This window comes from Alcanivorax nanhaiticus, from assembly GCF_000756665.1.
GTDB classification, from domain to species: Bacteria; Pseudomonadota; Gammaproteobacteria; order Pseudomonadales; family Alcanivoracaceae; genus Alcanivorax; species Alcanivorax nanhaiticus.
The window spans coordinates 51,884-76,807 of sequence record NZ_ARXV01000010.1 but is presented as its reverse complement, the minus strand read 5'-3'; the positions used below and the strand labels follow the sequence as shown (position 1 = coordinate 76,807).

Annotated in this window: 19 protein-coding genes and 1 tRNA gene; 12 read left to right on the top strand and 8 right to left on the bottom strand. The window is 57.4% G+C overall.

All coding sequences use genetic code 11. The features are described from left to right. Positions 1 to 34 precede the first annotated feature (34 nt). Genes Y5S_RS12760 through Y5S_RS12750 form a run of 3 tightly spaced genes read left to right on the top strand, consistent with a single transcriptional unit; the run spans position 35 to position 5,457 of the window. Complete coding sequence (locus Y5S_RS12760) at positions 35 to 1,210, top strand: acyl-CoA dehydrogenase family protein (RefSeq protein WP_022983802.1); 1,176 nt, start codon at positions 35 to 37, stop codon at positions 1,208 to 1,210. Positions 1,211 to 1,264: 54 nt separating this feature from the next. After that, on the top strand, positions 1,265 to 4,252 hold the full coding sequence (locus Y5S_RS19195) for a peroxisomal multifunctional enzyme type 2 (RefSeq protein WP_022983801.1): 2,988 nt from the start codon (positions 1,265 to 1,267) through the stop codon (positions 4,250 to 4,252). Positions 4,253 to 4,275: 23 nt separating this feature from the next. Beyond that, positions 4,276 to 5,457 carry a lipid-transfer protein gene (locus Y5S_RS12750; RefSeq protein ID WP_035233468.1) on the top strand — a complete coding sequence of 394 codons (1,182 nt, stop codon included), beginning with the start codon at positions 4,276 to 4,278 and terminating at the stop codon, positions 5,455 to 5,457. Between the two features lie 258 nt (positions 5,458 to 5,715). Here the strand turns inward: Y5S_RS12750 and Y5S_RS12745 are convergent, their stop codons facing one another. Further along, the gene (locus Y5S_RS12745) at positions 5,716 to 7,071 is read right to left on the bottom strand and encodes a tyrosine-type recombinase/integrase (RefSeq protein ID WP_022983799.1); all 1,356 of its coding nucleotides are present in this window, start codon (positions 7,069 to 7,071) and stop codon (positions 5,716 to 5,718) included. Positions 7,072 to 7,253: 182 nt separating this feature from the next. Next, positions 7,254 to 7,340: transfer RNA gene (locus tag Y5S_RS12740), tRNA-Leu, on the bottom strand. 129 nt (positions 7,341 to 7,469) lie between these two features. On the opposite strand from Y5S_RS12740, the gene rnr reads away from it, so the two are divergent. Continuing rightward, a complete protein-coding gene (gene rnr / locus Y5S_RS12735) occupies positions 7,470 to 9,920 on the top strand; it encodes a ribonuclease R (RefSeq protein ID WP_035233467.1) in 2,451 nt (816 codons plus the stop codon). Positions 9,921 to 10,041: 121 nt separating this feature from the next. Further along, positions 10,042 to 10,806, top strand: a complete 765-nt coding sequence (gene rlmB, locus Y5S_RS12730; RefSeq protein ID WP_081939762.1) for a 23S rRNA (guanosine(2251)-2'-O)-methyltransferase RlmB — start codon at positions 10,042 to 10,044, stop codon at positions 10,804 to 10,806. 24 nt (positions 10,807 to 10,830) lie between these two features. On the opposite strand, the gene Y5S_RS12725 is transcribed toward rlmB, so the two are convergent. After that, on the bottom strand, positions 10,831 to 11,424 hold the full coding sequence (locus Y5S_RS12725) for a hypothetical protein (RefSeq protein WP_035233466.1): 594 nt from the start codon (positions 11,422 to 11,424) through the stop codon (positions 10,831 to 10,833). A gap of 5 nt (positions 11,425 to 11,429) precedes the next feature. Beyond that, a complete protein-coding gene (locus Y5S_RS12720) occupies positions 11,430 to 12,131 on the bottom strand; it encodes a hypothetical protein (RefSeq protein ID WP_052041591.1) in 702 nt (233 codons plus the stop codon). A gap of 294 nt (positions 12,132 to 12,425) precedes the next feature. Between Y5S_RS12720 and rpsF the strand changes: the two genes are divergently transcribed. From rpsF to radA, 7 genes are all read left to right on the top strand, one after another. Next, positions 12,426 to 12,767: a 30S ribosomal protein S6 gene (gene rpsF / locus Y5S_RS12715; RefSeq protein ID WP_035233465.1), complete on the top strand. Its 342-nt coding sequence runs from the start codon at positions 12,426 to 12,428 to the stop codon at positions 12,765 to 12,767. Between the two features lie 2 nt (positions 12,768 to 12,769). Then, positions 12,770 to 13,084 (top strand): primosomal replication protein N, encoded by a 315-nt coding sequence (gene priB / locus Y5S_RS12710; RefSeq protein ID WP_035233464.1) that lies wholly within the window; start codon positions 12,770 to 12,772, stop codon positions 13,082 to 13,084. Between the two features lie 14 nt (positions 13,085 to 13,098). Continuing rightward, the gene (rpsR, locus tag Y5S_RS12705; RefSeq protein WP_022983792.1) at positions 13,099 to 13,329 is read left to right on the top strand and encodes a 30S ribosomal protein S18; all 231 of its coding nucleotides are present in this window, start codon (positions 13,099 to 13,101) and stop codon (positions 13,327 to 13,329) included. A gap of 18 nt (positions 13,330 to 13,347) precedes the next feature. After that, complete coding sequence (rplI, locus tag Y5S_RS12700) at positions 13,348 to 13,800, top strand: 50S ribosomal protein L9 (RefSeq protein ID WP_035233463.1); 453 nt, start codon at positions 13,348 to 13,350, stop codon at positions 13,798 to 13,800. Between the two features lie 204 nt (positions 13,801 to 14,004). Further along, on the top strand, positions 14,005 to 15,399 hold the full coding sequence (dnaB, locus tag Y5S_RS12695; protein WP_052041590.1) for a replicative DNA helicase: 1,395 nt from the start codon (positions 14,005 to 14,007) through the stop codon (positions 15,397 to 15,399). Positions 15,400 to 15,493: 94 nt separating this feature from the next. After that, on the top strand, positions 15,494 to 16,555 hold the full coding sequence (gene alr / locus Y5S_RS12690; protein WP_035233462.1) for an alanine racemase: 1,062 nt from the start codon (positions 15,494 to 15,496) through the stop codon (positions 16,553 to 16,555). Positions 16,556 to 16,830: 275 nt separating this feature from the next. Continuing rightward, positions 16,831 to 18,198, top strand: coding sequence for a DNA repair protein RadA (gene radA, locus Y5S_RS12685; protein ID WP_035233461.1), 1,368 nt, complete (start codon positions 16,831 to 16,833; stop codon positions 18,196 to 18,198). A gap of 239 nt (positions 18,199 to 18,437) precedes the next feature. Here radA and Y5S_RS12680 read toward each other — a convergent pair whose 3' ends face one another. The 4 genes from Y5S_RS12680 to Y5S_RS12665 all read right to left on the bottom strand — a co-directional run bounded on the left by Y5S_RS12680 (position 18,438) and on the right by Y5S_RS12665 (position 24,841). Beyond that, entirely contained in the window at positions 18,438 to 19,214 is a 777-nt protein-coding gene (locus Y5S_RS12680) for a DUF547 domain-containing protein (RefSeq protein WP_035233460.1), read from the bottom strand. 98 nt (positions 19,215 to 19,312) lie between these two features. Continuing rightward, positions 19,313 to 20,419 (bottom strand): PepSY-associated TM helix domain-containing protein, encoded by a 1,107-nt coding sequence (locus tag Y5S_RS12675; RefSeq protein WP_035233458.1) that lies wholly within the window; start codon positions 20,417 to 20,419, stop codon positions 19,313 to 19,315. 64 nt (positions 20,420 to 20,483) lie between these two features. After that, positions 20,484 to 22,598: a TonB-dependent receptor gene (locus tag Y5S_RS12670; RefSeq protein WP_035233457.1), complete on the bottom strand. Its 2,115-nt coding sequence runs from the start codon at positions 22,596 to 22,598 to the stop codon at positions 20,484 to 20,486. Between the two features lie 98 nt (positions 22,599 to 22,696). Then, positions 22,697 to 24,841, bottom strand: a complete 2,145-nt coding sequence (locus Y5S_RS12665) for an FAD-dependent oxidoreductase (RefSeq protein WP_035233456.1) — start codon at positions 24,839 to 24,841, stop codon at positions 22,697 to 22,699. Positions 24,842 to 24,924 lie beyond the last annotated feature (83 nt).

Below are 24,924 nucleotides of genomic sequence, written 5' to 3'. Positions count from 1 at the left end.
GCCATTGTTCCTGAATCAACGTTGGAAGCCTGTAATGAGTGATGTGCATGTACCGGCGGCTGTATCGCCGATGATCCCCCGTACTCTCTTCAATGAAGACCATGAGGCGTTCCGCGCCACAGCAAGGCGTTTCTTCGAGACTGAAATCTCCCCTTACCACGAGAAGTGGGAGGAGCAGCAACATATTGATCGTGAACTGTGGAACAAGGCGGGGGAGCTGGGGCTGCTGTGTCCAACGATGCCTGAAGAGTACGGCGGCTGCGGCGTTGACCGTCTCTATTCGATGATACTGATGGAGGAGCAGGCGAGGGTGGGGGATTCGGCCAGCGGCTTTGCCCTGCACTCGGACATTGTTGCCAACTACATCAACAACTTTGGTTCCCATGAACAGAAAAGCCAGTGGCTGCCCAAAATGGCCACCGGTGAAGCGGTCACTGCCGTGGCCATGACCGAGCCGGGTACCGGTTCCGATCTTCAACGTATCAAGACCACGGCCACCCTTGAGGGCGATCACTACGTGGTAAATGGCTCGAAAATCTTTATCACCAACGGTTACCTCTGTGACATGGCGGTGGTGGCGGTGCGTACCGGGCCGGCTGAGCTGGGTGCACAAAGTGTGTCCCTGATGATTATTGAGGCGGATCGCGAGGGCTTCTCCAAGGGCAAGCCGCTGAAGAAAGTCGGCATGCGCGGGCAGGACACCTGCGAGTTGTTCTTCGACAACGTCAAGGTGCCCAAGGAAAACCTGCTGGGTGCCGAGGGCATGGGTTTCATTGCCTTGATGAAGGAGCTGGCCTGGGAGCGGATGATGATCGCCATCATCTGTTCGTCGGCTGCCGAGCATGCGCTGGCAACCACCGTGGAATATGTGAAACAGCGCCAGGCGTTTGGCAAGCCGGTGGCGGCATTCCAGAACACCCGCTTTGAATTGGCCGAGATGCGTTCTGAAATCCAGATTGCACGGGTCTATGTTGATCGCTGTATGGAGCTGGTGGTGAAGAATTCCCTGTCGCCCGAGGCTGCCTGTGCGGCCAAGTACTGGGTATCCGATTTGCTCAGCAAGGTGGTTGACCGCTGTGTGCAACTGCATGGTGGCTATGGCTACATGCTCGAGTATCCGATCGCCCGAGCCTACATCGACACCCGTGCCAACCGCATCTACGGCGGCACCAACGAAATCATGAAAGAACTTATTTCACGCTCTATCTGAGGATTCTCGACCCTGCACGGCATGTGTGCCCTGTATTGAAAAGAGGAAAGTATCATGGCAGAACTTCGTTTTGATGATCGTGTAGCCATTGTCACCGGTGCCGGGGGCGGGCTGGGCCGGCAGCATGCCCTGACCCTGGCCGCGCGTGGCTGCAAGGTGGTGGTTAACGACCTGGGTGGCAGCGCCCACGGTGATGGCAAGTCGTCGTCTGCCGCAGACAAGGTGGTGGATGAGATCCGGGCCATGGGAGGGGAGGCGGTTGCCAACTATGACTCGGTGGAAAACGGCGAGTCGATAGTACAAACCGCGTTGGATAGCTTCGGCACTGTGGACATCGTGGTCAACAATGCCGGCATCCTGCGTGACGTCAGTTTTGCCAAGATGTCGAAGCAGGACTGGGACTTGGTGTTGAAAGTCCATCTGGAAGGTTCCATGAGCGTCACCCATGCGGCTTGGCCGATCATGCGTGAGAAGGGCTATGGCCGCATCATCATGACGACCTCGGCAGCCGGCCTCTACGGTAACTTTGGTCAGGCCAACTACTGTGCTGCCAAGTTGGGTCTGGCCGGGCTGGCCAACTGTCTGGCGGAGGAAGGTCGCAGCAAAAACATTCATGTGAATACCATTGCGCCGATTGCGGCCTCTCGGCTGACTGAAACCATCATGCCGCCGAATTTGCTGGAAAACCTCAAGCCAGAAGCGGTCAGTCCGCTGGTGGCCTGGTTGTGCCATGAAAAGTGCGAAGAAACCAAGGGTATCTTCGAAGTGGGTGCCGGCTTCATCAGCAAGTTGCGCTGGGAACGTAGCCAGGGCAATAGCTTCCCCCTTGGCAAGGCCTTCAGTGTTGATGATGTAGCGCGTCGTTGGGGCAAGATCACCGACTTTACCGATGCGGAGCATCCATCCAATGTCAACGAATCCTTCTCGCCGATTCTCGACAACATCAACAACCCGTCACTGGGCGGCAACGAATTCATCGATCTGGATGTGGCCAGCAAGGAAAGCCTCGAGCTGGAATCGTCCTATGATGAAAATGACCTGTCGTTGTATGCCCTAAGTGTCGGCGCCGCACGTGATCCGCTCGACAAGGATGAACTGAAGTTCGTCTACGAGCTGGGTGGCAATTTCCAGGCGTTGCCCACCTATGGCGTCATGCCACAGATCGGCGCGATGCTAAAGGCAGCAAAAGAAGGCGCGCTGGCTCTGCCAGGGATGAACTTTGGCTTCGACCGGTTGCTGCATGGCGAGCAATACACCGAAATCAAACGGCCGCTGCCGCCGCACGCCAAGCTGAAGCACACCTTCAAATTCAAGAAGGCATTGGACAAGGATCCGAATGCGGTAGTTACCTTTGCTATTACCTCCACCGACGAAAACGGTAACGAGGTGGCCTATAACGAGATGACCTCGTTCGTGAAAGACGCCGGCGGCTGGGGCGGTGAGCGGGGCGATTCCGGCGAGATCAATGTGCCGCCCGCACGTGAACCGGATGCGGTGATCGAAGAGAAAACCGACGCCAACCAGACGCTGCTGTATCGCCTGTGCGGTGACTGGAATCCGCTGCACGCCGACCCGGCGTTTGCCAGGGCGTTCGGTTATGACAAGCCGATCCTGCATGGGCTGTGTACCTTCGGTTATGCCGGACGCCATGTCATCAAGGCGTTCAGCAATAACGATGGCCGTTATTTCAAGAGCATCAAGGTGCGCTTTGCCAAGACGGTATTTCCGGGTGAAACCCTGGAAACGCGCATGTGGAAGGAATCCGATAACCGCATCATCTTCGAAACCTGGGTGAAAGAGCGTAACGAGGTGGTGCTGAAGAATGCCGCCATCGAGTTGTTCTCGGAGATTCCGGCAGAAGCGCCGGTGCCGGAACAGGTGTCCGCCGAGGAAGTGTCTGCGCCGCAGGTGGAGCAGGCGGTGACGCCTGACGATGTGTTCGCGGCGGTGGCGACCTACATCAAGCAGAAACCGGAACTGGTTGATCAGACCGGTACCAGCTTCCAGTTCGAGTTCAGCAATCCGGATCAGCAGTTCTTTATTGATCTGAAAAATGCACCAGGCGCGGCAGGGCCTGGCACGATCGACAAACCGGACGTGACTCTGGCGCTGGACAGCGAGCATCTGGCGACCGTGTTTGGTGGCGATCTTGCGGCGGTGCAGAAACTGTTCTTCGGTGGCGAGCTGAAAATTTCCGGCAACGTGATGGCGTCCAACAAGTTGACCGTGTTGCAGGACATGGACCCGAAACTGGCCGAGCAGGCGCGTGACAAGCGCGTGGCTGACGGTGGTGGTTCACAAGCTGTCGCAGTACCGGTCGAATCGCAGGAGCCGACCATGGCGGATGTGTTCAGTGCCATCGGCCACTTCATCGCTGACAACCCGGATCTGATCGAGAAGGCCGCTACCAGCTTCCAGTTTGCGTTCAGCAACCCGGATCAGGATTTCTATATTGATCTGAAAAACGCACCGGGTACCGCCGGGGCGGGCCAGCTGGACAAGGCGGATGTGACGCTGGAGTTGGACAGCAAACATGCCCCGACCCTGTTTGGCGGTGATCTGGCTGCGGTACAGAAACTGTTTTTTGGTGGCGATCTGAAGATCGGAGGTAACGTGATGGCCTCCAACAAGCTCACCGTGTTGCAGGACATGGACCCTAAGCTGGTGGAGCAGGCACGCGACAAGCGATTGGCCTCCGGCCAGCCGGATACCGCTACCGCACAACCGAAAAAGCAGAAAGCACCGCAGGCGGAGAAAGTGCTGCCGGAGCTGGCGGAAAAACTGTCGGCCATTGGTGGACAGGGTGGTGTGTTGCAGATCAAGGTGCGGAGCCCAGACAGTGCCTGGTTTATCGATCTATCCGCCTCGTCGCCCGGCATCGTCAGCGGCGAGAAGGACGCGGCGGCGGTGATCACGCTGGACGACAGCAAGCTTGCCGACCTGATTGCCGGCAAGGTGGCCTTGAGCACCTTGTACCAGAAGGGCGACATGCGCGTCGACGGTGACCTGGCGCTGGTGCGCAAACTTGAACAAATCCTGTAACGCCATAATTCGGAGAACAGAGAATGAAACGTAGAGTGAATGTGATCGGTGTCGGGATGACCAAGTTTGCCAAGCCCGGTGCCAGCGATGATTACCATGTGATGGCAAAAGCGGCTGGCCTCGCCGCAATGAAGGATGCCGGCATCCAGTACAGCGATGTTGAGCAGGCGTTCTGTGGTTATGTCTACGGCGATTCCACCTGTGGTCAGCGTGCCGTGTATGAACTGGGCTTGACCGGCATTCCCATGGTCAATGTGAACAACAATTGTTCCACCGGTTCGTCGGCCCTGTTCCTGGCGCGCCAGGCCATCGAAGGCGGTTTGGCTGAATGTGTCATCGCCCTGGGTTTTGAAAAAATGGAGCGCGGCGCGCTTGGTGCTAAGTTCAATGATCGCGAGAACCCCATGAGCCAGCATGCGCAGGTGATGATGGATACGCAGGGCTTCAATCAGGCGCCGCCGGCGGCACAGATGTTCGGTGGCGCAGGGCGTGAATACCGCTGGAAGTACGGCACCAAACGGGAAACCTTCGGCAAGATTGCCGAGAAGGCGCGTCAGCATGCCGCCAACAATCCTTACGCACTGTTCAATCAGGTGCTGTCGCTGGAAGAGATCATGGCGTCAGACGAGGTGTTTGATCCGCTCACCCGTTTCCAATGCTGCCCGCCCACCTGTGGTGCCGGCGCCGCGATTCTGTGTTCGGACGAGTTCGCCAAGAAGCATGGCATTGCTAACCCGGTGTATATCGCCGCCCAGGCGATGACCACGGATTTCGCCAGCAGCTTTGATGAAAAATCCATGATCAAGATGGTCGGTTACGACATGACCCGTTCCGCCGCCGACAGCGTGTACGAGCAGGCCGGTATCGGCCCGCAAGACATCAATGTGGTCGAGTTGCACGACTGCTTTACCGCCAATGAGCTGCTCACCTATGAAGGTCTGGGTCTGTGCCGGGAAGGCGGCGCGGAGAAATTTATCTGGGATGGCGACAACACTTATGGAGGCAAGTTCGTGACCAATCCGTCCGGTGGCTTGCTGTCCAAGGGGCACCCGCTGGGGGCTACAGGTCTGGCGCAATGTGCCGAACTGGTGTGGCAGTTGCGTGGCCAAGCAGAAAAGCGACAGGTCGAGGGAGCTCGGGTAGCCTTGCAGCACAACCTTGGTCTGGGGGGGGCCTGTGTAGTGACCCTGTACCGCAACGATTGAGCCGTTACATGCAAGGGATGGGCTGGCTGCGCTTCTGATCGGGATGTTGACCAAATAGGGCGGTATCTTAGACGGGCTAGGACGCTTTTGGATGCCTGGGGACTATGCTCAATGACTTGCTTTGCAGGCCTGCGTTATGCTGCCGCCCACGAAGGGTTAGGGTTCCATTTTTTTGCGATTTTTCGGCTGAAAGTCTGTGTTGTTACTTGCACCCGGTGATTTCGAGCTACGAGTGTTTGGTAAAGATCGGAGTGGCGACTAATCAGATGTGGGTTTTTCCTGGGATGCATAATTGCTAAATAAAGCTGTAAAGCTTTTCTTGCCATCCTTCTTTAGATTGCCATTCTCTTTTTCAGTCGATTCGCAGCTAAGGCTGTATTGAGTTTCTGGGGTTGTTCCCGCCCGTTCAAATTGTTTCCCATCTCGAAGGGCGTCTAGGTAGTTGGCCCACTCCTGCATCATTTTGGTGCGCTGACTCAGGAAGCTGGTTCTATTATAGGCGGTACCATTGGGGTCTTTGACGGCATGAGCCAGTTGGTGCTCGATCCACTCAATCCTATAGCCCAGTACTTCGTCCAAGATTGTCCGGGCTGTTGCTCGGAAGCCATGGGGGGTTACGTCATCGTTGCCGTAGCCCATATCCCGAAGGGCCACTCGGACGCCATTCTCGGATAGACAGCGGCTTGCCCCTCGTTGCGACGGAAAAACGTATTTGCCGCGTCCGGTAAACAGGTGGATATCCTGTAGTAACGCCATGGCTTGCTGCGGTAGTGGTACTATGTGGGGATGGCGCATTTTCATCTTGTCGGCAGGGATCTCCCAGCGCTGCTCTTCCCAGTTGATCTCGGACCATTCCATTTGCCGGATTTCGCCTGGGCGCTGGAATAAGATGGGGGTCAGAAGCAGGGCGGTTTTCACCACTGGGCCTGCTGTGGACGCTTGCATGTCCCGTAGCAGCTTTCCCAACCGGGAAGGGTCGGTGATGGCGGCGCGGTGTTTTACCTTGGGTGACTTGAGCGCTCCTCGCAAGCTTGCCGTGGGATCGATTTCGGCTTTTCCCTCAATGATTGCATGGCGGAAGACCTGGCCGCACTTTGTCTTCAGGCGTTGAGCTGTTTCCAGCTTGCCGGTTGACTCGACTCGGCGGAGGACATCCAGCAGTTCTCGGGGGGATATGTCGGCAATAGGCCTGTGTCCTATATAAGGAAAGGCGAAGGTTTCCATGAGCCAGCGATTTTTCTTGTCTGTTTCGGGGGCTACCTGCTGGCGCACCAGCCATTCCTGGGCAACAGCCTCGAAACTGTTGGCCTGGGCTTCGGTGCGAGCCAGTTTCTCCTGGCGGCGAGCTTCGCTAGGGTCAATGTTGTCGGCAAGTTTGAGCCGCGCGTCTTTGTGAGCTTTTCGGGCGGCCTTGAGGGAGATTTCGGGATACACCCCAAGTGCCAAGGATTTCTGCTTACCTAGGAAGCGGTACTGATAGCGCCAGTACATTCCTCCATCAGGAGAGATCTGTAAGTAGAGCCCGCCACCGTCAGCAAGCTTGTAGGTTTTGTCTTTCGGTTTGGCCTTTTTGATCTCAAGGGCCGACAGCTTTTCCATCGCATTCTTGCTCATTTCCTGTTCCTTGGGCGTTGTTGGTATCTGAAAGAGGCCAGCAGGGCAGTGCCAACATAAGTACCAACAGAAATGCTGGTATCTGGTTGGATTCCATCGGATGGGATTAGAGCGAGTATAAACGAAAAAAGCCCTGAACCAGACGGTTGCAGGGCTTTGTCGGACTCCGTAAGAGTCATGTTTGGTGCCGAGGAGAGGACTTGAACCTCCACGGGGTTGCCCCCACTAGCACCTGAAGCTAGCGTGTCTACCAATTTCACCACCTCGGCAATTTCGTGCTGAGCCTTATAGGGCGATCCGGTAAAGTTTTTACCGTTTCACGTAAGGTTCATCGCGAAAGCGCGTGCATTCTAGTATATGATGGCTGAATGTCAAATCCCTTTTCGAAAAAATCTTCAATGCCCCCTAAAAAAAGTTATCGCGACCCCCATGCCGACCGAGAGGCGGAAAAGTACGAAAATCCGGTGCCCAGCCGTGAGCTGATTCTGGATGTACTCAATGATCAGGGTAAGCCCCTGTCCTTCGATGAGCTGGCGGAGCTGCTGGAGGTGGGCGAGGAAGGTGAAGTCGGTCTCGACCGCCGTGTCCGCGCCATGTTGCGCGATGCCCAGCTGGTGCAGAACCGTAATGGCAAGGTCGGTGTGGTGTCCCGCATGGACCTCATTGCCGGCAAGATCCAGGGCCATAAGGATGGCTTTGGGTTCCTGATTCCGGATGACAAATCCCTCAGTGACCTGTTCCTTGGCCCGCGCCAGATGGAAAAGGTCATGGACGGTGACCGGGTGCTGGTTAGCGATGCGGGAGTGAACCGCTTCGGCAAAAAAGAAGCGCGTATCGTCGAGATTACTGAACGTGCGACCACCGAAGTGGTGGGTCGCTATTACCGGGAAGCCGGAATCAGCTTTGTCGAGCCGGAAAACCGCCGCATCACCAAGGAAGTGTTGGTAGAAGACAAGAATGGCATCAAGCCCAATCCGGGAGATCATGTTCGTGCCTCTATTACCCAGTACCCCAGTCGCGAACATCATGTGCTGGTGCGTCTGGAGGAAGTGATTGCCACGCCGGATCAGGCGGGCATGGAAATCGAAGTGGCCCTGCGCCGTTTTGAGATTCCTCACGTCTGGCCGGAAGGTGTTGAAGAGCAGGCCAACGCCTTTGGCGATGCGGTGCCTCACAAGGCCAAGGCCAACCGGGTGGATCTGCGTGATCTGCCTCTGGTGACGATTGATGGTGAAGATGCCCGTGACTTTGATGATGCGGTTTATGTAGAGCGTCGTCCTCGCGGTGGCTGGCGTCTGATCGTGGCCATTGCCGATGTCAGTCACTACGTGTATCCGGGTTCAGCGCTGGATCGCGAAGCGGCCAAGCGCGGTAACTCGGTGTACTTCCCCAACCGGGTGATCCCCATGTTGCCGGAGGCGCTGTCCAATGGTCTGTGCTCCCTGAATCCCCATGTGGACCGGCTGTGTCTCTATTGCGACATGACCATCTCCGCCAATGGTCGTCTCTCGGGCTTCGTGTTCCGTGAGGGGGTCATGCGCTCCCGTCATCGCCTTACCTATACCAAGGTGGGTGCCATGATCGAGGAGCCGGAATCCGAGCTGGCACTGGAAACCGTGGCCAGCCTGGATGATGAATCCCTGGATATGCTGTGGGCGTACCACGAGATGTTCCTGGCGCTGCGCAAGCGCCGGGTAGAGCGGGGTGCCATCGACTTCGATAGCGAAGAAACCCGCATCATCTACGATGAAAACCACAAGATCGAAGGCATGGTGCCGGTGGTGCGCAACGTGGCGCATATCATGATCGAGGAGGCCATGCTGGCCGCCAACATCTGTGCAGCCAAGCTGCTGGAGAAGGCGAAGATTCCGGCCCTGTATCGGAATCATGAGCCGCCGAAGGAAGAGCGCCTGAGCAAGTTGCAGCAGTTCCTCGGAGGTCTGGGCTTGAGTATTGCCTGGTCAGAAGGCGCGCCCAAGCCAGCCGTGTTCCAGCAACTGCGTGAGCAGATTCTGGACCGCCCGGATCGCAACGTGATTCAGACCATGATGCTGCGCTCCATGACCCAGGCCAAGTACGAGGCCGAGAACAAGGGGCACTTCGGTCTCTCCTACAAGGCCTATACTCACTTTACCTCGCCGATCCGCCGCTATCCGGATCTGTTGGTGCATCGCGCCATCCGTTTCCTGATTCGCAGCGAAGCCATGCCCGCCCACGTGGACAACCCGGGCAAGCTGCCGGCCATCCCGAGGGAAAAGATCGCGCCTTATAATCAGGCCGACATGGTGGTGATTGGCGAGCAGTGTTCCATGACCGAGCGTCGCGCCGATGATGCGACCCGTGATGTGATTTCCTGGCTCAAATGCCAGTTCATGGAATCGCGCATCGGTGAAGTCTTTGAAGGCGTGATCAGTGGTGTGGCCAACTTTGGGCTGTTTGTCCAGCTCAACGAACTGCACATTGATGGCCTGGTACATGTGGCTAACCTGGATAGTGACTACTATCACTTTGATGAGGTGAATCTGAGCCTCAAGGGTGAGAGCAGTGGTCGCACCTTCAGCCTCGGTGATTCGGTCACCGTGCGGGTGGCGGCAGTGCACACCGAAGACCGCAAGATCGACCTGCAGCTGGAGTCCTCTACTCCGTCTCGCAAGGGGCGGCCCAAGAGCGGTAGCAAGCAGGGCGGCAAGGGCCGTGCTGGCCAGAAAGGTGAAGGGCAATCCGCTACGGCAAAGAAGGGGCCATCCGAACGGGAAAAGCTGGCCAAGGGCGATATTCCCAAGCCCAAGGCCAAGCGCAAGGGCCCGCCTCGTGGCAAGAAATCGGCCCGGCGTAGCAAGAAGAGCTAGCCCCTATCCTGTGGAAGCTTGCCTGCAAGCCATTTGCGCCAGCGGTGCGAGTGGCTAATTGCTTGCAGGCAAGCTTCCACATCAATCTTTCCCTCCTTACTGTAGCGTGCAGGCGTTTCCAATGAGTAAAGCCCAGAAACCCTTGATGTATTCCGGCTTCCACGCGGTGGAGGCGCTGTTGCGGCATCGCCCCGAAGCGGTGCTGGAGTTGTTTGTCCAGGATACCCGTGCCGAGCGTGAAGAGCCGCGTCTGGAGGCGATGATCCAGGCTGCAAAAGACTTTGGTATTGCTGTGCAGCGGGCGCGTCGTGACGTGCTTGAGAAGCATGCGGGTCCCCAGCATCAGGGGATTGTGGCGCGGGCCCGTCCACGTCGTGCAGCGGATGAAAATGCCCTGCTCAAATGGCTGGACAGCAAGCCAGCCAACCCATTTCTTCTGATTCTGGAAAATGTCACCGATCCCCATAATCTGGGGGCCTGTTTGCGTAGCGCCGATGCGGCCGGCGTCCAGGGAGTGATCGTGCCTCGTCGTGGGGCTGCGGGTCTGACGCCGGTGGCTTGTCGTACGGCGGTGGGGGCGGCGGAAAGTCTTGCCTATTATGAGGTAGGGAATCTGGCGACCTTGCTGGATCAGATCAAGGAACGTGGCGTACAGGTGGTGGGTACTGCCCTTGAAGAGCGAAGCGCCTCACTGTTTGAGTTCCAGGCGCCAGAGTCGTTGGCTGTGGTGATGGGGGCAGAGGGCGCGGGCCTGAAACGATTGACTCGAGACAAGTGTGACCAGTTGCTGGAAATCCCCATGGCGGGTGAAGTGCAGAGCCTGAATGTGTCTGTAGCCACAGGGGTGGTGCTGTTTGCGGTGCGAGCACAGCGGGGGAGCGCGTAGTCGTTACCGCTGCGAGGCAGGACTTTAGCGCATCTCTGAGTAGCCCAGAAATCGCTGGCGTTCCAGCGACGGTGGTGGCAGGTCGGCTTGTTGTGCGGCCATCTCCCGTTGTAATTGGCTGGTTTCGTCCAGTAGCGGCTCCGGAACGCCCTCGGCAGCGGGATGTCTGAGCGGCGGCCTTACGGGCTCAAGACGTTCATCGGCCAGCTGTTGTTTGCCAAGAGGGGGCAGGGGAAAGCTCAGGTGCGTGGTGCGGTCGTAGCGGAGCGTTTCCTTGTAATTGGGCTGTTGATAGCCTTTGGCATTGCGAAGTGCTGTGTCCAGGTCTTCCGGGCCGGTGACATGATGCCAGTCGTTGGGTTTTCGGGGCTGGGGCGGAAGAATATCTTCTCCCTGCTGTAGCTTTTGGGTAAGTGTCTTGCGGCGGGCTTTCCAGGCCAGCAGGTCGGTGACGAACTGATCCTGTTTACTGTAATTACGAATTTCCGGGCGAGGGCCCAGCGCTTGCTCCAGAATGCGTTGCTGTTCATGAGGAAGGTCTGGGTTTGCGGCGCTGGCTGCAGGCAGGATTATCCCGCAAACCAGGCCCAAAAACAGAATAATCTTTCCTCTCACCATGATGGTTACATCTCTCCTTCTGCAACCGCCTCAATGCGAACCACTCCTCCGCTGGAGTCGTAGTAGAAGGTCAGGTTGTTGGCAAAATAGATGCTGGTGATCAGCGGCGTATTCTCAGCCTTAAAGGCTGCTACGGAAGCTTGGGTTTCCCTGGCCCCAAGAGTGTCGTAGGTCATCTCGGTTTCCTGATTCAGGGCATCTCCACCATCATTTACTCCCTCAAGCTGCATGCCAACAATGGTCATAGGCAGCACCAAGGGCTCTTCGCTGTGGGCATTGCCGAGCAAGGTGCGGATGTGCTCCCCGGAGAGAAGAGTGGCGGCAAGAGGGGGGAGTTCGAAGCTGCGCGAGGTGGACCGGTCATACCAGGTGGGATGGGTCTGGTAGTCGATGGGCTCAATCCGTGAGGTGCGTGCCAGGGCTCCATCCAGCGTTTCGGGTTCGCTGATAACGGTTGGGTCGTTGCTGACGACTTTCTGCGGGAGATAATCATCCGGGCAGGCCGTTTGATGAAGTGCCTGGAGCTGGCTGGCCTGCTTGTACTTCATGATCTGCAGCAGAAAATCGGTGTAATCCGGATAGTTCTCCAGATCCGGCTTGTCGGGTACAGATACAGGCGCGCCACATGGCGGTACCGCTTCACTGGCGTGAAGTGTGGACAACAAGCAAAAGCTGCTCAGGCCAATGGCCAGGGCTCTGAGGTGCATGGTCGTATCCCGATTGTTGTTGTTTTCCCCTTTTTAATCAGGGGCTTAGGGTAGACGACGCTTTCTGTAAGCGTTTGTAGCGTTTTGTTTCGGTTCAGGATACGACGACCGGATGCGATTGGCAATGGATATACCTTGAGCCTGACCGCGTGTATGGGATAGAATCGCGCGCTTCCTGCGTCCCGCCTGTGTTTTCACGGTGCGGGGGCGGGTCTCCTTGCTTCACCGAGTGGCTCCAGGCTGCCCGGGAAGCTGATCTGACACCGTGAGGTGTCTCAACCGTAAGGAGCTACCATGCGTCATTACGAAGTTGTGTTCCTGGTCCACCCGGACCAGAGCGAGCAGGTGCCGGCCATGATCGAGCGTTACAGCGCGATCGTGACTGATGGCAAGGGCACCATCCACCGTCTTGAAGACTGGGGTCGTCGCCAGCTGGCCTACTCCATCAACAAGATCCACAAAGCCCACTATGTGATGTTGAACATCGAATGTGACGGCGAAACCCTGGCCGAGCTGGAAAACACTTTCCGCTTTAACGATGCCGTAATCCGTCACCTCGTAATTCGTCGCGACAACGCTGTTACCGAGCCGTCGCCCCTGGCGAAGAACGAAGAGAAGGAGGGGGCTGCCAGCTAATTTTGGAAAGCAATTACTGTGAACTCACCGGTGTAATCGCCACCTTGGAAAAGGTCGCACTGACACCGGCAGGGGTACCCCGCCAACGGTTGTGGCTCGAGCATCGCTCCCGCCAGCTGGAAGACGGCCATCCCCGTGAAGTCCAGGCCCGCATTGCTGTGATACTGGCAGGCGGGATGACCCGACAGGCTCAAAGCCTGAAAGAGGGTCAGCGAATCAAGGTAACCGGGTGCCTTAGCCGCGCCGGATACAAAGGAGACGCCCGGGACCGTTTGCAGCTGATTGCCCAAACGCTGGACACCCTCAACCAGGATTAAAGAGGAGATATCCAATGGCCCGTTTTTATCGTCGCCGCAAGTTCTGCCGCTTCACCGCGGAAGGTGTTGAGTACATCGATTACAAAGATCTCGACACCCTTAAAGCCTACATCACTGAAACTGGCAAGATCGTGCCCAGCCGTATCACCGGCACCAAGGCACGCTATCAGCGTCAGCTGGCGTCTGCTATCAAGCAGGCCCGCTACCTGGCGCTGCTGCCGTACACTGACAGCCACGACAGCTAAGCCGAGGGGACTACTATCATGCAAGTGATCCTGCTGGAAACTATCAAGAACCTGGGCGACCTGGGTGCTGTGGTTGACGTACGTTCCGGCTACGGCCGTAACTTCCTGATCCCTCAGGGCAAGGCGCTGCCGGCCACCAAAGCCAACCTGGCTGAAGTGGAAGCCCGTCGTGCCGAGCTGGAGAAGCATGCTGCCGAGCAGCTGACTGCTGCCCAGGCTCGCGCCGAGAAGCTGAACGAAGCTACCGTTACCATCGCTGCCAAAGCCGGTGACGAAGGCAAACTGTTCGGCTCCGTGGGTACCCGCGATATCGCTGAAGCCGTGTCAGCTGCTACCGAAGTTGCGGTAGAAAAGGCCGAAGTCAAACTGCCGAATGGTGCTCTGCGCAACACCGGTGAGTTCGAAATCGACCTGGCGCTGCACGCCGAGGTGACTGTTACCATCAAGCTGGCTGTGGTTCCTGCCGAGTAATCGACAGTAACGGACAACCGGTTTGCCCATTGCTGGGCGCGGTGACAGAATCAGGGCATTGTCCGAGAGGACAATGCCCTTTTTCGTTGAAGTGATTTTGAGTTTCGAGAAGCGGGTTTCGAGTTACGAAAGGCCGGGTTGCGGTGCTTTTCGGTACTCGCTTCTCGAAGCTCGTTACTGATTTCTGGTCTTGTGGAAGCCCCCATGAACGAACCCGTATCGCTGGATAAACATCTGCCTGAAAACCTGAAGATTCCGCCCAATTCCGTGGAAGCCGAGCAGGCGATTCTGGGTGGTCTGCTGCTTAACAACAGTGCCTGGGATGACGTGGCAGAGCGGGTCGGAGCTCGGGACTTTTATCGCAAGGCCCACCGCCAGATCTTTGAGGTGATTGCCCAGTTGGTGGAAGAAGAGAATCCCTGTGATCTGGTGACGGTGTCCCAAGCTCTTGGGCAGCTGGGGCAGTTGGAAGAGATTGGCGGCATGACTTATTTGTCTGAGCTGGCGCGCAATACGCCCAGTGCGGCCAACATCACCGCCTATGCAGAGATCGTCCGTGAGCGCAGTATCCTGCGGCAGCTGATCAATGTATCCCATGATGTAGCGGACAGCGCCTTCAACCCGGAAGGGCGCAAGTCGCTGGAGATTCTCGACAAGGCGGAATCCGCCATCTTCGAGATTGCCGAGCAGCAGAAGAAGGGCTCAGGCCCCCAAGACATCAAGACCGTGCTCAAGAAGACCGTGGACCGGATTGATGAGCTCTACAAGAACAAGAGCGCCATCACCGGGGTGACCACCGGCTTTGATGAGCTAGACAAGATGACAGGTGGTCTGCAGCCATCGGACATGGTGGTCATCGCCGGTCGTCCTTCCATGGGTAAGACCACCTTTGCCATGAACCTGTGCGAAAACGTGGCCATCAAGGCCGGCAAGCCGGTACTGGTGTTCTCCATGGAAATGCCCGCGGACTCCATTGTCATGCGGATGCTCGCCTCCCTGGGGCGGATCAACCAGACCTCGGTGCGCTCCGGTAACCTGGAAAAGGATGACTGGCCGCGCATCACCTCCGCCATTCACATGCTGAGTGAGCAGCGCTTCTATATTGATGACACTCCGGCATTGAGTCCGCTGGAAATGCGTGCCCGTGCCCGCCGCGTGGCCCGGGAGTGTGGTGGCGAAATCGGCTGTATCATGGTCGATTACTTGCAGCTGATGCAGGTGCCGGGAGTGGATAATCGGGTGAACGAGATCTCGGAAATTTCCCGCTCCCTGAAGGGTATCGCCAAGGAGCTGAATTGTCCGGTGCTGGCCCTGTCCCAGCTTAATCGCTCACTGGAACAGCGGCCCAACAAGCGGCCGGTGATGTCTGACCTGCGGGAATCCGGGGCCATCGAACAGGACGCCGACTTGATCACCTTCCTCTATCGGGACGAGGTGTACAACAAGGACACCAATGAAAAGGGGGTGGCCGAAGTGATTATCGGCAAGCAGCGTAACGGCCCTATCGGCACGGTGCGGTTAGCCTTTCAGGGGCAGTTCTCCCGCTTCGATGACCTGGCACCGGAATACTACGCCCAGCTGGCGGCAATGGATGAGTGATTGAGTTGCAAGTTTCAAGCTGCAAGTTGCAAGGAAAACAACGACCCGACGTTGCGGTTCGGTGTGACGCGTTTTGGCTCAGGAGTGCCTGATAATGCGTGGTACCCGAGTCGAAATTCGTAATGCGGCGCTGGCACACAATGCGCGGCGGGCGAAGCAGTTGGCGGGCGGGGCTGACGTCTTCGCCATGGTCAAGGCCAATGGCTATGGCCATGGTCTGGTGAATGCCGCCAATGCCATGCTGAACCAGGTGGACGGTCTGGGTGTGGCTTTGCTGGAAGAGGCTCGCCAGTTGCGAGACGCAGGCATCGGGGCGCCGATTCTGGTGGCGGAGGGCTGCTTTGATCAGGAGGAAATGATCGAAGCGCGGGCGCTCTCTCTGGAGCTGGTGGTGCACTCGCCCTGGCAGGTGGCCATGTTGCTGGAGAACCCCGGCACCGATCGCCTCTGGTTGAAAGTGAATACCGGAATGAACCGTCTGGGACTGCGACCTGCCATTGCCCTGCAGGCGGCTGAGCAGCTTGCGGCTGTCGGCATGAAGCCGGTGGGTGTCATGACGCACTTCGCCTGTGCGGATGACGAGCAGAATGAGCGCACGACCCGCCAGCATATGCTGGCCCAGGAGGTAGCGGATGCGCTGGGGTTGCCATTGTCTGCCGCTAACTCCGCTGCGCTGATTCGCTACCCGAACACCCGAGCCAAGCGGGTGCGCCCAGGCATCATGCTTTATGGCTCGTCCCCCTTCACCTGGAAGAGCGCTGCTGAAATCGGCCTGCAAGTCAGCCATCGCTTTGCGGCACGGCTGATTGCTATCAATGATATTCAGCCGGGTGAATCGGTGGGCTATGGAGCGACCTGGACGGCAGCGCAAGCTGGCCGGGTAGGGGTGGTAGCGGTGGGCTACGGTGACGGCTACCCCCGCCATGCTCCCAGCGGTACCCCTGCGGCCATTAATGGCGAGCCCACGGTACTGGTGGGGCGAGTGTCCATGGACATGCTCACCATCGACCTCAACGGCATTGATGCCCATGTGGGCGATGAAGTGGAGCTGTGGGGCGATGTGGTGGATGTGGACGCGGTAGCGAAAGCCTGCGGCACCATCAGCTATGAGCTGTTCTGTCAGATAACCAGCCGTCCGGAACGTATTATCGTTTGATCGAGCGCAGCGGTGGGGCCAGCTTGCAGGCGAGCGGAAATGCTGAGTTGCAAGTTACAAGAAGCAAGTTGCAACGCGGACTGGTCGTGTGCGTGATGTTGAGCGTTGTGCCCGCGCCGAAACATTGAAAAGATAGAGCGCAATATAAAGGGCGCGACTCCTGTTTTGAGATTTAGCGAAGCGCATAGTGACCTGAATCGCGGTTGCACGCTGTCCGGCCGGGATGGCTTTCCCCGCGTTGAAACTTTCAACTTGTAACTTGCAACTAGGTTTCCATGGCCAAGAAAAAAATCGCCTTTGTCTGCACCGATTGCGGTGCTGATACTCCTAAGTGGCAGGGCCAGTGTCCTTCCTGTGGTGCGTGGAATACCTTGCAGGAGTTCGTCCACGACCCGGCGACTCCCGCTTCCAAGGGGGCCGGTAGTCGTGCGGGGTTTTCCGGTCAGCTTTCTGAGGTGCAGAACCTCAACGAGATTGTGCTGGAAGAGACGCCGCGGATAGGTTCTGGCATGGGCGAGCTGGACCGGGTGCTGGGCGGTGGTTTGGTGCCGGGTTCTGCCATTCTGATTGGTGGTCATCCCGGTGCGGGTAAATCCACACTGCTGCTGCAGATGCTTTGCAAGCTGGCGGATAGCCAGAAGTCGCTCTATATCACCGGTGAAGAATCGCTTTCCCAGGTAGCCATGCGTGCCGACCGGCTGAAGCTGCCGAAGGACAAGCTGCGGCTGGCAGCGGAAACCGATGTGGAACAGATTCTTGAACTGGCTCGTAAAGAACAGCCGCGTATTCTGGTGGTGGACTCCATTCAGGTTATGTTCCTCACAGCCCTGCAATCTGCCCCCGGTAGTGTGGCACAGGTACGCGAATGTGCTGCGGCCCTGACCCGCTTTGCCAAGCAGACAGGCACCGTGCTGTTGCTGGTGGGGCATGTCACCAAGGATGGCACCCTGGCCGGCCCCAAGGTGCTGGAGCACATGATCGATTGCTCGTTGATGCTGGAAGGCTCCACGGATTCCCGTTTCCGCACCCTTCGAGGTTTGAAGAACCGCTTTGGTGCGGTAAACGAACTGGGCGTGTTCGCCATGACCGGTGAAGGCCTCAAAGAAGTGAAAAACCCTTCTGCGATCTTTCTCAACCGGGCGGAAGAGATTGCCTCCGGCTCTCTGGTGACTGTGGTATGGGAAGGTACACGCCCCCTGCTGGTGGAGCTGCAGGCGCTGGTGGATGCTTCCCACTTCGGTAATCCCCGCCGGGTTTGTGTGGGCCTGGAAGGCAACAGGCTGGCCATGTTGCTGGCGGTACTGCATCGTCATGGCGGTATTCAGGTGGGTGATCAGGATGTGTTTATGAACGTGGTGGGTGGGGTCAAGGTCACCGAGACTGCCGCCGACCTGGCGCAAGTGTTAGCCATTGTCTCAAGTTTCCGCGACCGCGCCCTGGAGCGTGAGTTGGTGGTATTTGGCGAGGTCGGTCTGTCCGGGGAAATTCGTCCGGTGCCCCAGGGACAGGAGCGGCTTTACGAAGCGGTAAAGCATGGTTTCAAGAAAGCCATCGTGCCCAAGGCCAACCTTCCCAGAAACCTGCCGGAAGGCGTTGAGGTGATTGGCGTGAGTAATGTGGCGCAGGCGCTGGAATACCTTTGAAGGCAGTTAATAGTTAACAGTTAATAGTGAATAACTAAAGAAAAAACTGAGACGTTTGGCAATTGCATCACTAACGTAGCCGAGCTCTGTAGGAGCTCAACTTGTTGAGCGAATGGGGCCGGAAAGCTTGTGCCTCAATTTGTTCCGTTAGCGGTTTTGTTGACGGTTTGGAGAAAGGGCAGAGATGGGCTTGCGGCCATTTCCGCCCTGCGGTTTTTTCATTGGCATTCGGCGTTTCTTTACTGTTTGTTCAGTGCCCAGTCGTAGTCCAGATGGCGGATGGTCATGTCGTCATCTTTCATCTGTTTGCGTTTATTCTGGGGAACACCGAGTTCCTCGGCGTAGGGCAGCAGGTACGCCGCCAGGCTGCCGGCAGCGTCTTCGAAATCTTCTTCGTACCAGTCAAAAATCTTTGAGATTTCCAGCGCCTTGCGTTCGCTGTTGTAGCGATTGCGTTGCTTGTCGCTGAGAAACTTTCGGGTGCTGTCTTCCAGCTGTGCATCGAGTTTATCTGCGGTATAGGCTTCCGGGCGAAGGGCTGGGCAGCCGATGGAGGCACAGTTCACTGCGAAGTGAATGCGTGGATCCATTAGTGCCGGATTGGCTCGGATCATTTCATGCTCTACTTCATCCAGAGTGCGTGGATTGCCAAGAAGAGAAAAGAATTCCTTGTCCCAGGGGCCAGAGAAGACGCTGCCAATATCGCGAATGGAGTTGGGTTGCCCCTCAAGGAGTATCAGCTCAACGGTAAAGGCGTTGTAGGCATTAATCAGGAATGCCAGCTGTTCGTCCCGTGGCCACTGCTGAAAATCTGCCTGCGTAACATCGGTTAGTGCATCCAGATAGTTGCGCAATGTCTGCCGGTCTTTTTCCATGCCTGAGTAATTCACAGCGGTGGCAACGCCGCCGCGCAGTGGCTTCACATGGTTCGCAAGCAGTGTGTTCCAGGCGCTGTGATCAAAGGCTTGGGTAGCGCTGCTAAGCAGCAACAGGAACGGGATCAGGAAACGGGTCATAACTCCTCCTTTAGGCAAACGGTATCACGTTGTTGTGTAGTGATGCCGTGATGCTGCCTTTCAGGAAAGGATATGAAACTGAACGTTTATGTCAGCCTTTATGTCTTGCGGCGTTTTGCTGCGCGCCGTTTGAGTTGCCGTTTGGTCCACCACAGGTAGCTTCCGGTCACAAAAAATAGCAGCGGCGCCAGGCCCGTAAACAAGACCAGTAGGCGTCCGGGCATGCCAAGGGCATCGCCATTGTGCAGCGGGAATTGCCAAGACATGAACTGGCTGCCCGGGGTCAATTGGTCGATCTGCCAGAGCGCCAGTGGTGCGCCGCTGTACTGGTCCAGCCACACATTGTTGGCGCCGTAGTCTTGCCAGGCATCATTTGGCAGGGTGAAGGCGATCCGGTAACTGTCGGTGGGTTTCTGGGGGAGATAGAGGCGCTGCAGGGTGGCGTCAGGAAAACGTGACTGTACCAGAGCCATGGCATCGTCGGGCCCCAGCGGAGGTTGTTCTGAGGGAACAGAGTGTGGGGCGGGGCGCTCTTGCAGGGGCAACACAGCGCCAACCGCGGCGCTGACCTGTTTGGCGAACACCAGGCTAACGCCGGAGAAGGCGACCACCAGGAGGGCGGGCAGCAGGTAGATGCCGGTAACCTGATGAAGATCGAAGTGCAGCCGGTAGCTGCCGGCCCCGCGCTGGATGGTCAGGTGGCGCTTCCACTTCCCTTTGCGTTTTCCGGCCGGCCACCACAGTACCACCCCGGTGAGGCAGAAACCGAGCAGACACAGGCCAAGAATTCCGACCACAGTCTTGCCGTTGGCACCGGCAAGGAGGGTGTAGTGCAGTCGGTAGATCCAGGTCATCGGGTAGTGCCCCCAGTCACGCACCGCAAGCACTTCGCCGGAATAGGGTGAGACGCTGACCTGCTGGGGCCCGGCGGCCTGTGCATTCTTGGCAAAGCGCAGGGTGTGGGGGCTGCCGGGTTGGCGGGACAGGTCAATGCGTTGGGCTGTTTTTCCGGTGGCGCTTTCGGCGTTGGCAATCACCGTGCTGAGGGGCGCACGGTGCTCGCCATGGGTCACAAGCTCCGGGGTGAGCTGTTCATCTAGCGCATCATGAAATACCAGCAGACTGCCGGTGAGGCCGCTGATGACCAGCAGCAGGCCTGCGGTCAGGCCGGTGTACTTATGCAGGATGAACAGCAGTTTACGCATGTTGTGGTTTCGCCAGAGACAACACGGGCAGCCAGAGGCTGCCCGTCAGGTGGTGACCCGGAGATCAGAAGTCCAGGTTGTAGCCCAGGGTGAAGGTGCGGCCACGTCCCTTGAAGTTCTGATCATCTCGAGTAGTGGCGGTTTGCGAAAAGTAGGTGAAGTAATCTTCATTCAACAGGTTTTCGATGCCGGCAGTGATCTGACCTTTGGGCAGGGTGTAACCCAGCGACAAGTCGACCAGCTGGTAGGCGGTGAAGTCGTTGGTGTCGCCTTCGAAATCCTTGTTGAAGTAGTGGGTGCCCTGTAGCTGGGTATCCAGCTTGCTGGTCCAGTTGGCCTGCCAGCGCAGCTGGATGCTGTCCGGGGCGATATTGCGGCCATCCAGGCGAGTGTCCACAGAGCCATCCTCGTCACTGTCGAACTTGCCGCTGGTGTGGACATAGCTTGCATTCAGGAAATGGGAAGCATTGAGTTGCCAGCCTGCGTCGGCTTCAATGCCTTGAATCTCAGTGCGCTCACGGCTGACTTCAAAGATGCCGCCGTTGTTCTGGAGCCGCTGACCCAGATCAGAATCAGAGCTGAAGTGACTGATTTCGAAGTGCGCGCTGCCGTTGTGCAAGCGAACACCGATTTCGGTGTTGTCGGTCACAATGGGCTGCAGGTCGAGGAAGTCCTCCACGCTCTGGTTGTCCTGGTTTATGCCGCGAAGTACACGGCCTACATCGGGCATGCCAAAGCCTTCGGAGTAGTTGGCAAACAGTTGGGCATTTTCGGTGGCTTGAAACACTACGCCGTAGTTAATCAGGGTTTCGTCGAAATCCGGGTTGCCACCTTCGACCTGTTTGCTGCCGTAAGACGCCAATGTGGTGAAATCATCTACATTGAGCTTCGCGTATTCATAGCGCACACCTGCACTCAGGGTGAGCTGCTGCATAGGTTGTACTTCTGCCTGCAGGAATGGGGCGATGTTGCGGAACTGGGTTTCCGGTACCCACTCGCGTCCGGTTTGCGCCAGGATCTGGGTGGTCTCGTCCTGGAGGACATCCAGCCCGGTGGTCAGTTTCAGGTGGTTATCCAGCATGCCGTCCCGGGTCAGTGTCAGCTTTCCCCCGATCTTGTCGGATTCATTCTGGGACTGATCGTAAATTCTGTCTTCCTCAAGAAGGCCTGGCGTGTACTGAAAGGTGTCAAAGGTGCCACCACCATAACGACCCTTGAAGGTCTGGCTGTACAGCTGGGCGGTGAAGTGATTGCCGGCCAGATTGCTGTGGGTGTACGTCAGGCCCGCGGTGGTCACCTCGTTCATTGGCGCGTCGCCTTCCGGGCTGCCTTTTTTCGATTTGGTGGAAATGCCGTTGGCCCATCCATCCTGGGGATAAACCGCTACATAATCATGATTGCCTTCCAGCTCAAAGCGATTCACAGACAGTTCGATGTTCTGCTCGTCGTTGAACCAGTAGCCCAGCTTGAGAAATACATCGCCACTTTGCGAATCCATGATGTCACCCTGGGTGCCATCCACACCGATGTAGTCGCCCTCGGCATCATAGAACATGCCACGGTCCACATAGCTGACACCCAGCAGGTAGTCCACGTTGCCGGCGATGCCGTCTACCCGGTAGTCCACCTTGTAGCTGAGGCTGTCGGAGTGGATGTCATTGGTGGGAGAGGTGGCCTGTACGCCGATGTGCTGGTTCACGGTGCCGGACTCAGGGCGGCGGGTCACGAAGTTGATGATGCCGCCGGTGGCGCCCAGGCCGTGCTCGGCGCTGGCACCGTGGATGACTTCGATGCGCTCCACCATGGACAGGTCAATGGTGTATCCGTCACGGGAGCCATCGCGTAGCGGATTGGATTGCGGAATGCCATCGATTAGAAACAACGGTGCCCGGCCACGGAAGGTCTCGCCAGCGTTGGTCAGTTTTTGGCGACTTGGGGTGTAGGACGGAATCAGATTGCTCAGCACCTGGGATTGATCCGAGGTCATGCGCAGCTGTTGTTCAATGTCCTCTTTGCTGATCACCGTGATTTTCTGGGGTGTCTTGCCTACTTCACTGTTGGAGCGGGTGGCAGAAACCGTAATGGTGCCCAGCTCGTTGGCTTCCTCAGCCAGCGCCAGGGGAGAAATGGCAAGGGTGAGCATGGAAATGGGCAAGCCAATAAGGCGGAAGCGGGGCACGGCAATTCTCCCAGTACGATTGTAAGGAATGTAATTGGCCGTGCACGGTAGTGCTAATGATAATGATTGTCAATATGACCGATGTTCGGTCCTTCTTGCTAGCGCCGCCATGCGTGCAGTTTTTCCACCCAGCGCAACAGCCCTTCCGGCTTGCGGGCCTTCTTCCATTCGCCAGCGGCGAATTTGTTGGCTTCCGCCATGGTGGGGTAGATGTGAATCGTGCCAAGGATCTTGTTGAGGCCAAGGCCATGCTTCATGGCCAGCACATATTCGGCAATCAGCTCACCGGCATGCTGGCCGACAATGGTGACGCCGAGAATCTTGTCAGTGTCTTTGGCGGTGATGACTTTCACATAGCCCTCGGCAGCGCTGTCGGCGATGGCGCGGTCAAGATCGTCAATGCCGTAGCGGGTCACGTCATGTTCGATGCCCTGTTCGATCGCTTCCTGTTCATTGATGCCAACGCGTGCCACTTCCGGATCAGTGAAGGTGCACCAGGGGATAACCCGGTAATCAACCTTGAAGGACTTCAGAAAGCCAAACAGGGCATTGACTGAGGCATACCAAGCCTGATGTGAGGCAGTATGGGTGAATTGATAGGGGCCGGCCACATCGCCGCAGGCGTAGATATTCGGGTAGCGGCTTTGCAACAGGTCGTTGGTCTGGATGGTGCCGTTGGGGGCGGTGGGTAGCTGGAGATCCTCCAGTCCAAGATTATCGGTATTGGCCTTGCGCCCAACCGCCACCAGCACCTGATCGAAGGGCAGGGCGGTTTCCTGATCGTCATTCTCCACAAAAAGCACCTTCTCACCGTCTTCATGGCTGAAGCGAACCGCCTTGTGGCCGGTGAGTACCTGTACGCCGCTTTCCCTCAGGGAGTGGGTGACAATCTCGCTGGCTTCTTCGTCTTCGCGAATCATCAGGCGCGGTAGCATTTCCACCTGGGTCACTTCGCTGCCCAGCCGGGCAAAGGTCTGCGCCAGCTCGCAACCGATAGGGCCGCCGCCCAGTACCAGCAGGCGTTTAGGTAGCTCCTGAAGTTCCCATAGATTGTCGGAGGTGAGGATGTCCATGTCCTCGATGCCGGGAATTGGCGGCACGAAGGGACGGGCGCCGGAGGCGATGATGATGCTGCGGGCGGTGAGCGTTTCCAGCTGGTCGCCGTTGCGGATTTCCACTGTCCAGGGAGACACGATGCGCGCTTCGCCCTGGCGGCAATCCACGCCCAGATCGGTGTAGCGTTCCACCGAGTCGTGGGGTTCGATCTTATCGATAACCTGGTGTACGCGCTGCATCAGTTTGCCAAATACAAAGTCACTCTTGATGCTGTCGAAGCCGTACTTGTCCGCCTGTCTGTCGTGGTAGGCGACACGGGCGCTCTTGATCAGGGCCTTGGATGGCACACAGCCGGTATTCAGACAGTCGCCGCCCATTCTGTGTTTTTCGACAAGGGTGACTTTTGCTTTCACCATGGCAGCAATATAGGCACTCACCAGCCCGGCGGAACCAGCGCCGATAACGATCAGGTTGCGGTCAAAGTGTTTGGGTTTTTTCCAGCCTTTGTAGATCTTCCGAGCTTGCAGGCGCGCCATGATTCCTTTGGCAATCCACGGGAAGATACCCAGCAACACAAAGGCGCCCAGCAGTTGCGGGGAGAGCAGGCCGCCCAGACTTTCCAACTGGCCCAGCTGGGTGCCGGCATTCACATACACGGCGGTGCCAGCGAGCATGCCCACCTGGCTGACCCAGTAGAAGGTGCGGGTCTTGATGGGGGTCAGGCCCATGACCAGGTTGATGACAAAGAACGGAAAGGCTGGCACAAGGCGCAGCGTGAAAAGATAGAACGCCCCTTCCTTTTCGACTCCCTGGTTAATTTTTTTCAGGCGTTCGCCGAAGCGTTCCTGCACCGTATCCTGGAACAGGAACCGGGACGCCAGAAACGCCAGGGTGGCACCAATGGATGAGGCAAATGACACCAGCACCAGCGCCACCCAGAAGCCGAACAAGGCACCGGCGGCCAGGGTCATGATGGCAGCACCGGGCAGGCTCAGCGCGGTAACCGCCACATATACGGCAAAGAAAGCCCCGAGTACCAAGGTGGGTTTGTCGGTGTACAGCGTATCAAAGGCACCCTGCTGCTCCTTAAGATAAGCAAGGCTGAAGAACTGACCCAGATCGAAAATAAAGTAGCAGGCAATGAGCGCGGCGATGAGGCTAAACAACAGCGCTTTTTTGATGTTCATTGGGCGTCCTTGGTTCGTGTTCCAGTGCCAGTGGGTTGTGAAGGCGATCATGCTGGCCGGGTGTTTGAGTTGCGAGGTACGAG

Coding starts and splice junctions, on each gene's coding strand:
- Y5S_RS12760 (WP_022983802.1), top strand. CDS start 35: ATGAGTGATGTGCATGTACCGGCGGCTGTATCGCCGATGATCCCCCGT.
- Y5S_RS19195 (WP_022983801.1), top strand. CDS start 1,265: ATGGCAGAACTTCGTTTTGATGATCGTGTAGCCATTGTCACCGGTGCC.
- Y5S_RS12750 (WP_035233468.1), top strand. CDS start 4,276: ATGAAACGTAGAGTGAATGTGATCGGTGTCGGGATGACCAAGTTTGCC.
- Y5S_RS12745 (WP_022983799.1), bottom strand. CDS start 7,071: ATGAGCAAGAATGCGATGGAAAAGCTGTCGGCCCTTGAGATCAAAAAG.
- rnr (WP_035233467.1), top strand. CDS start 7,470: ATGCCCCCTAAAAAAAGTTATCGCGACCCCCATGCCGACCGAGAGGCG.
- rlmB (WP_081939762.1), top strand. CDS start 10,042: ATGAGTAAAGCCCAGAAACCCTTGATGTATTCCGGCTTCCACGCGGTG.
- Y5S_RS12725 (WP_035233466.1), bottom strand. CDS start 11,424: ATGGTGAGAGGAAAGATTATTCTGTTTTTGGGCCTGGTTTGCGGGATA.
- Y5S_RS12720 (WP_052041591.1), bottom strand. CDS start 12,131: ATGCACCTCAGAGCCCTGGCCATTGGCCTGAGCAGCTTTTGCTTGTTG.
- rpsF (WP_035233465.1), top strand. CDS start 12,426: ATGCGTCATTACGAAGTTGTGTTCCTGGTCCACCCGGACCAGAGCGAG.
- rpsR (WP_022983792.1), top strand. CDS start 13,099: ATGGCCCGTTTTTATCGTCGCCGCAAGTTCTGCCGCTTCACCGCGGAA.
- rplI (WP_035233463.1), top strand. CDS start 13,348: ATGCAAGTGATCCTGCTGGAAACTATCAAGAACCTGGGCGACCTGGGT.
- dnaB (WP_052041590.1), top strand. CDS start 14,005: ATGAACGAACCCGTATCGCTGGATAAACATCTGCCTGAAAACCTGAAG.
- alr (WP_035233462.1), top strand. CDS start 15,494: ATGCGTGGTACCCGAGTCGAAATTCGTAATGCGGCGCTGGCACACAAT.
- radA (WP_035233461.1), top strand. CDS start 16,831: ATGGCCAAGAAAAAAATCGCCTTTGTCTGCACCGATTGCGGTGCTGAT.
- Y5S_RS12680 (WP_035233460.1), bottom strand. CDS start 19,214: ATGACCCGTTTCCTGATCCCGTTCCTGTTGCTGCTTAGCAGCGCTACC.
- Y5S_RS12675 (WP_035233458.1), bottom strand. CDS start 20,419: ATGCGTAAACTGCTGTTCATCCTGCATAAGTACACCGGCCTGACCGCA.
- Y5S_RS12665 (WP_035233456.1), bottom strand. CDS start 24,841: ATGAACATCAAAAAAGCGCTGTTGTTTAGCCTCATCGCCGCGCTCATT.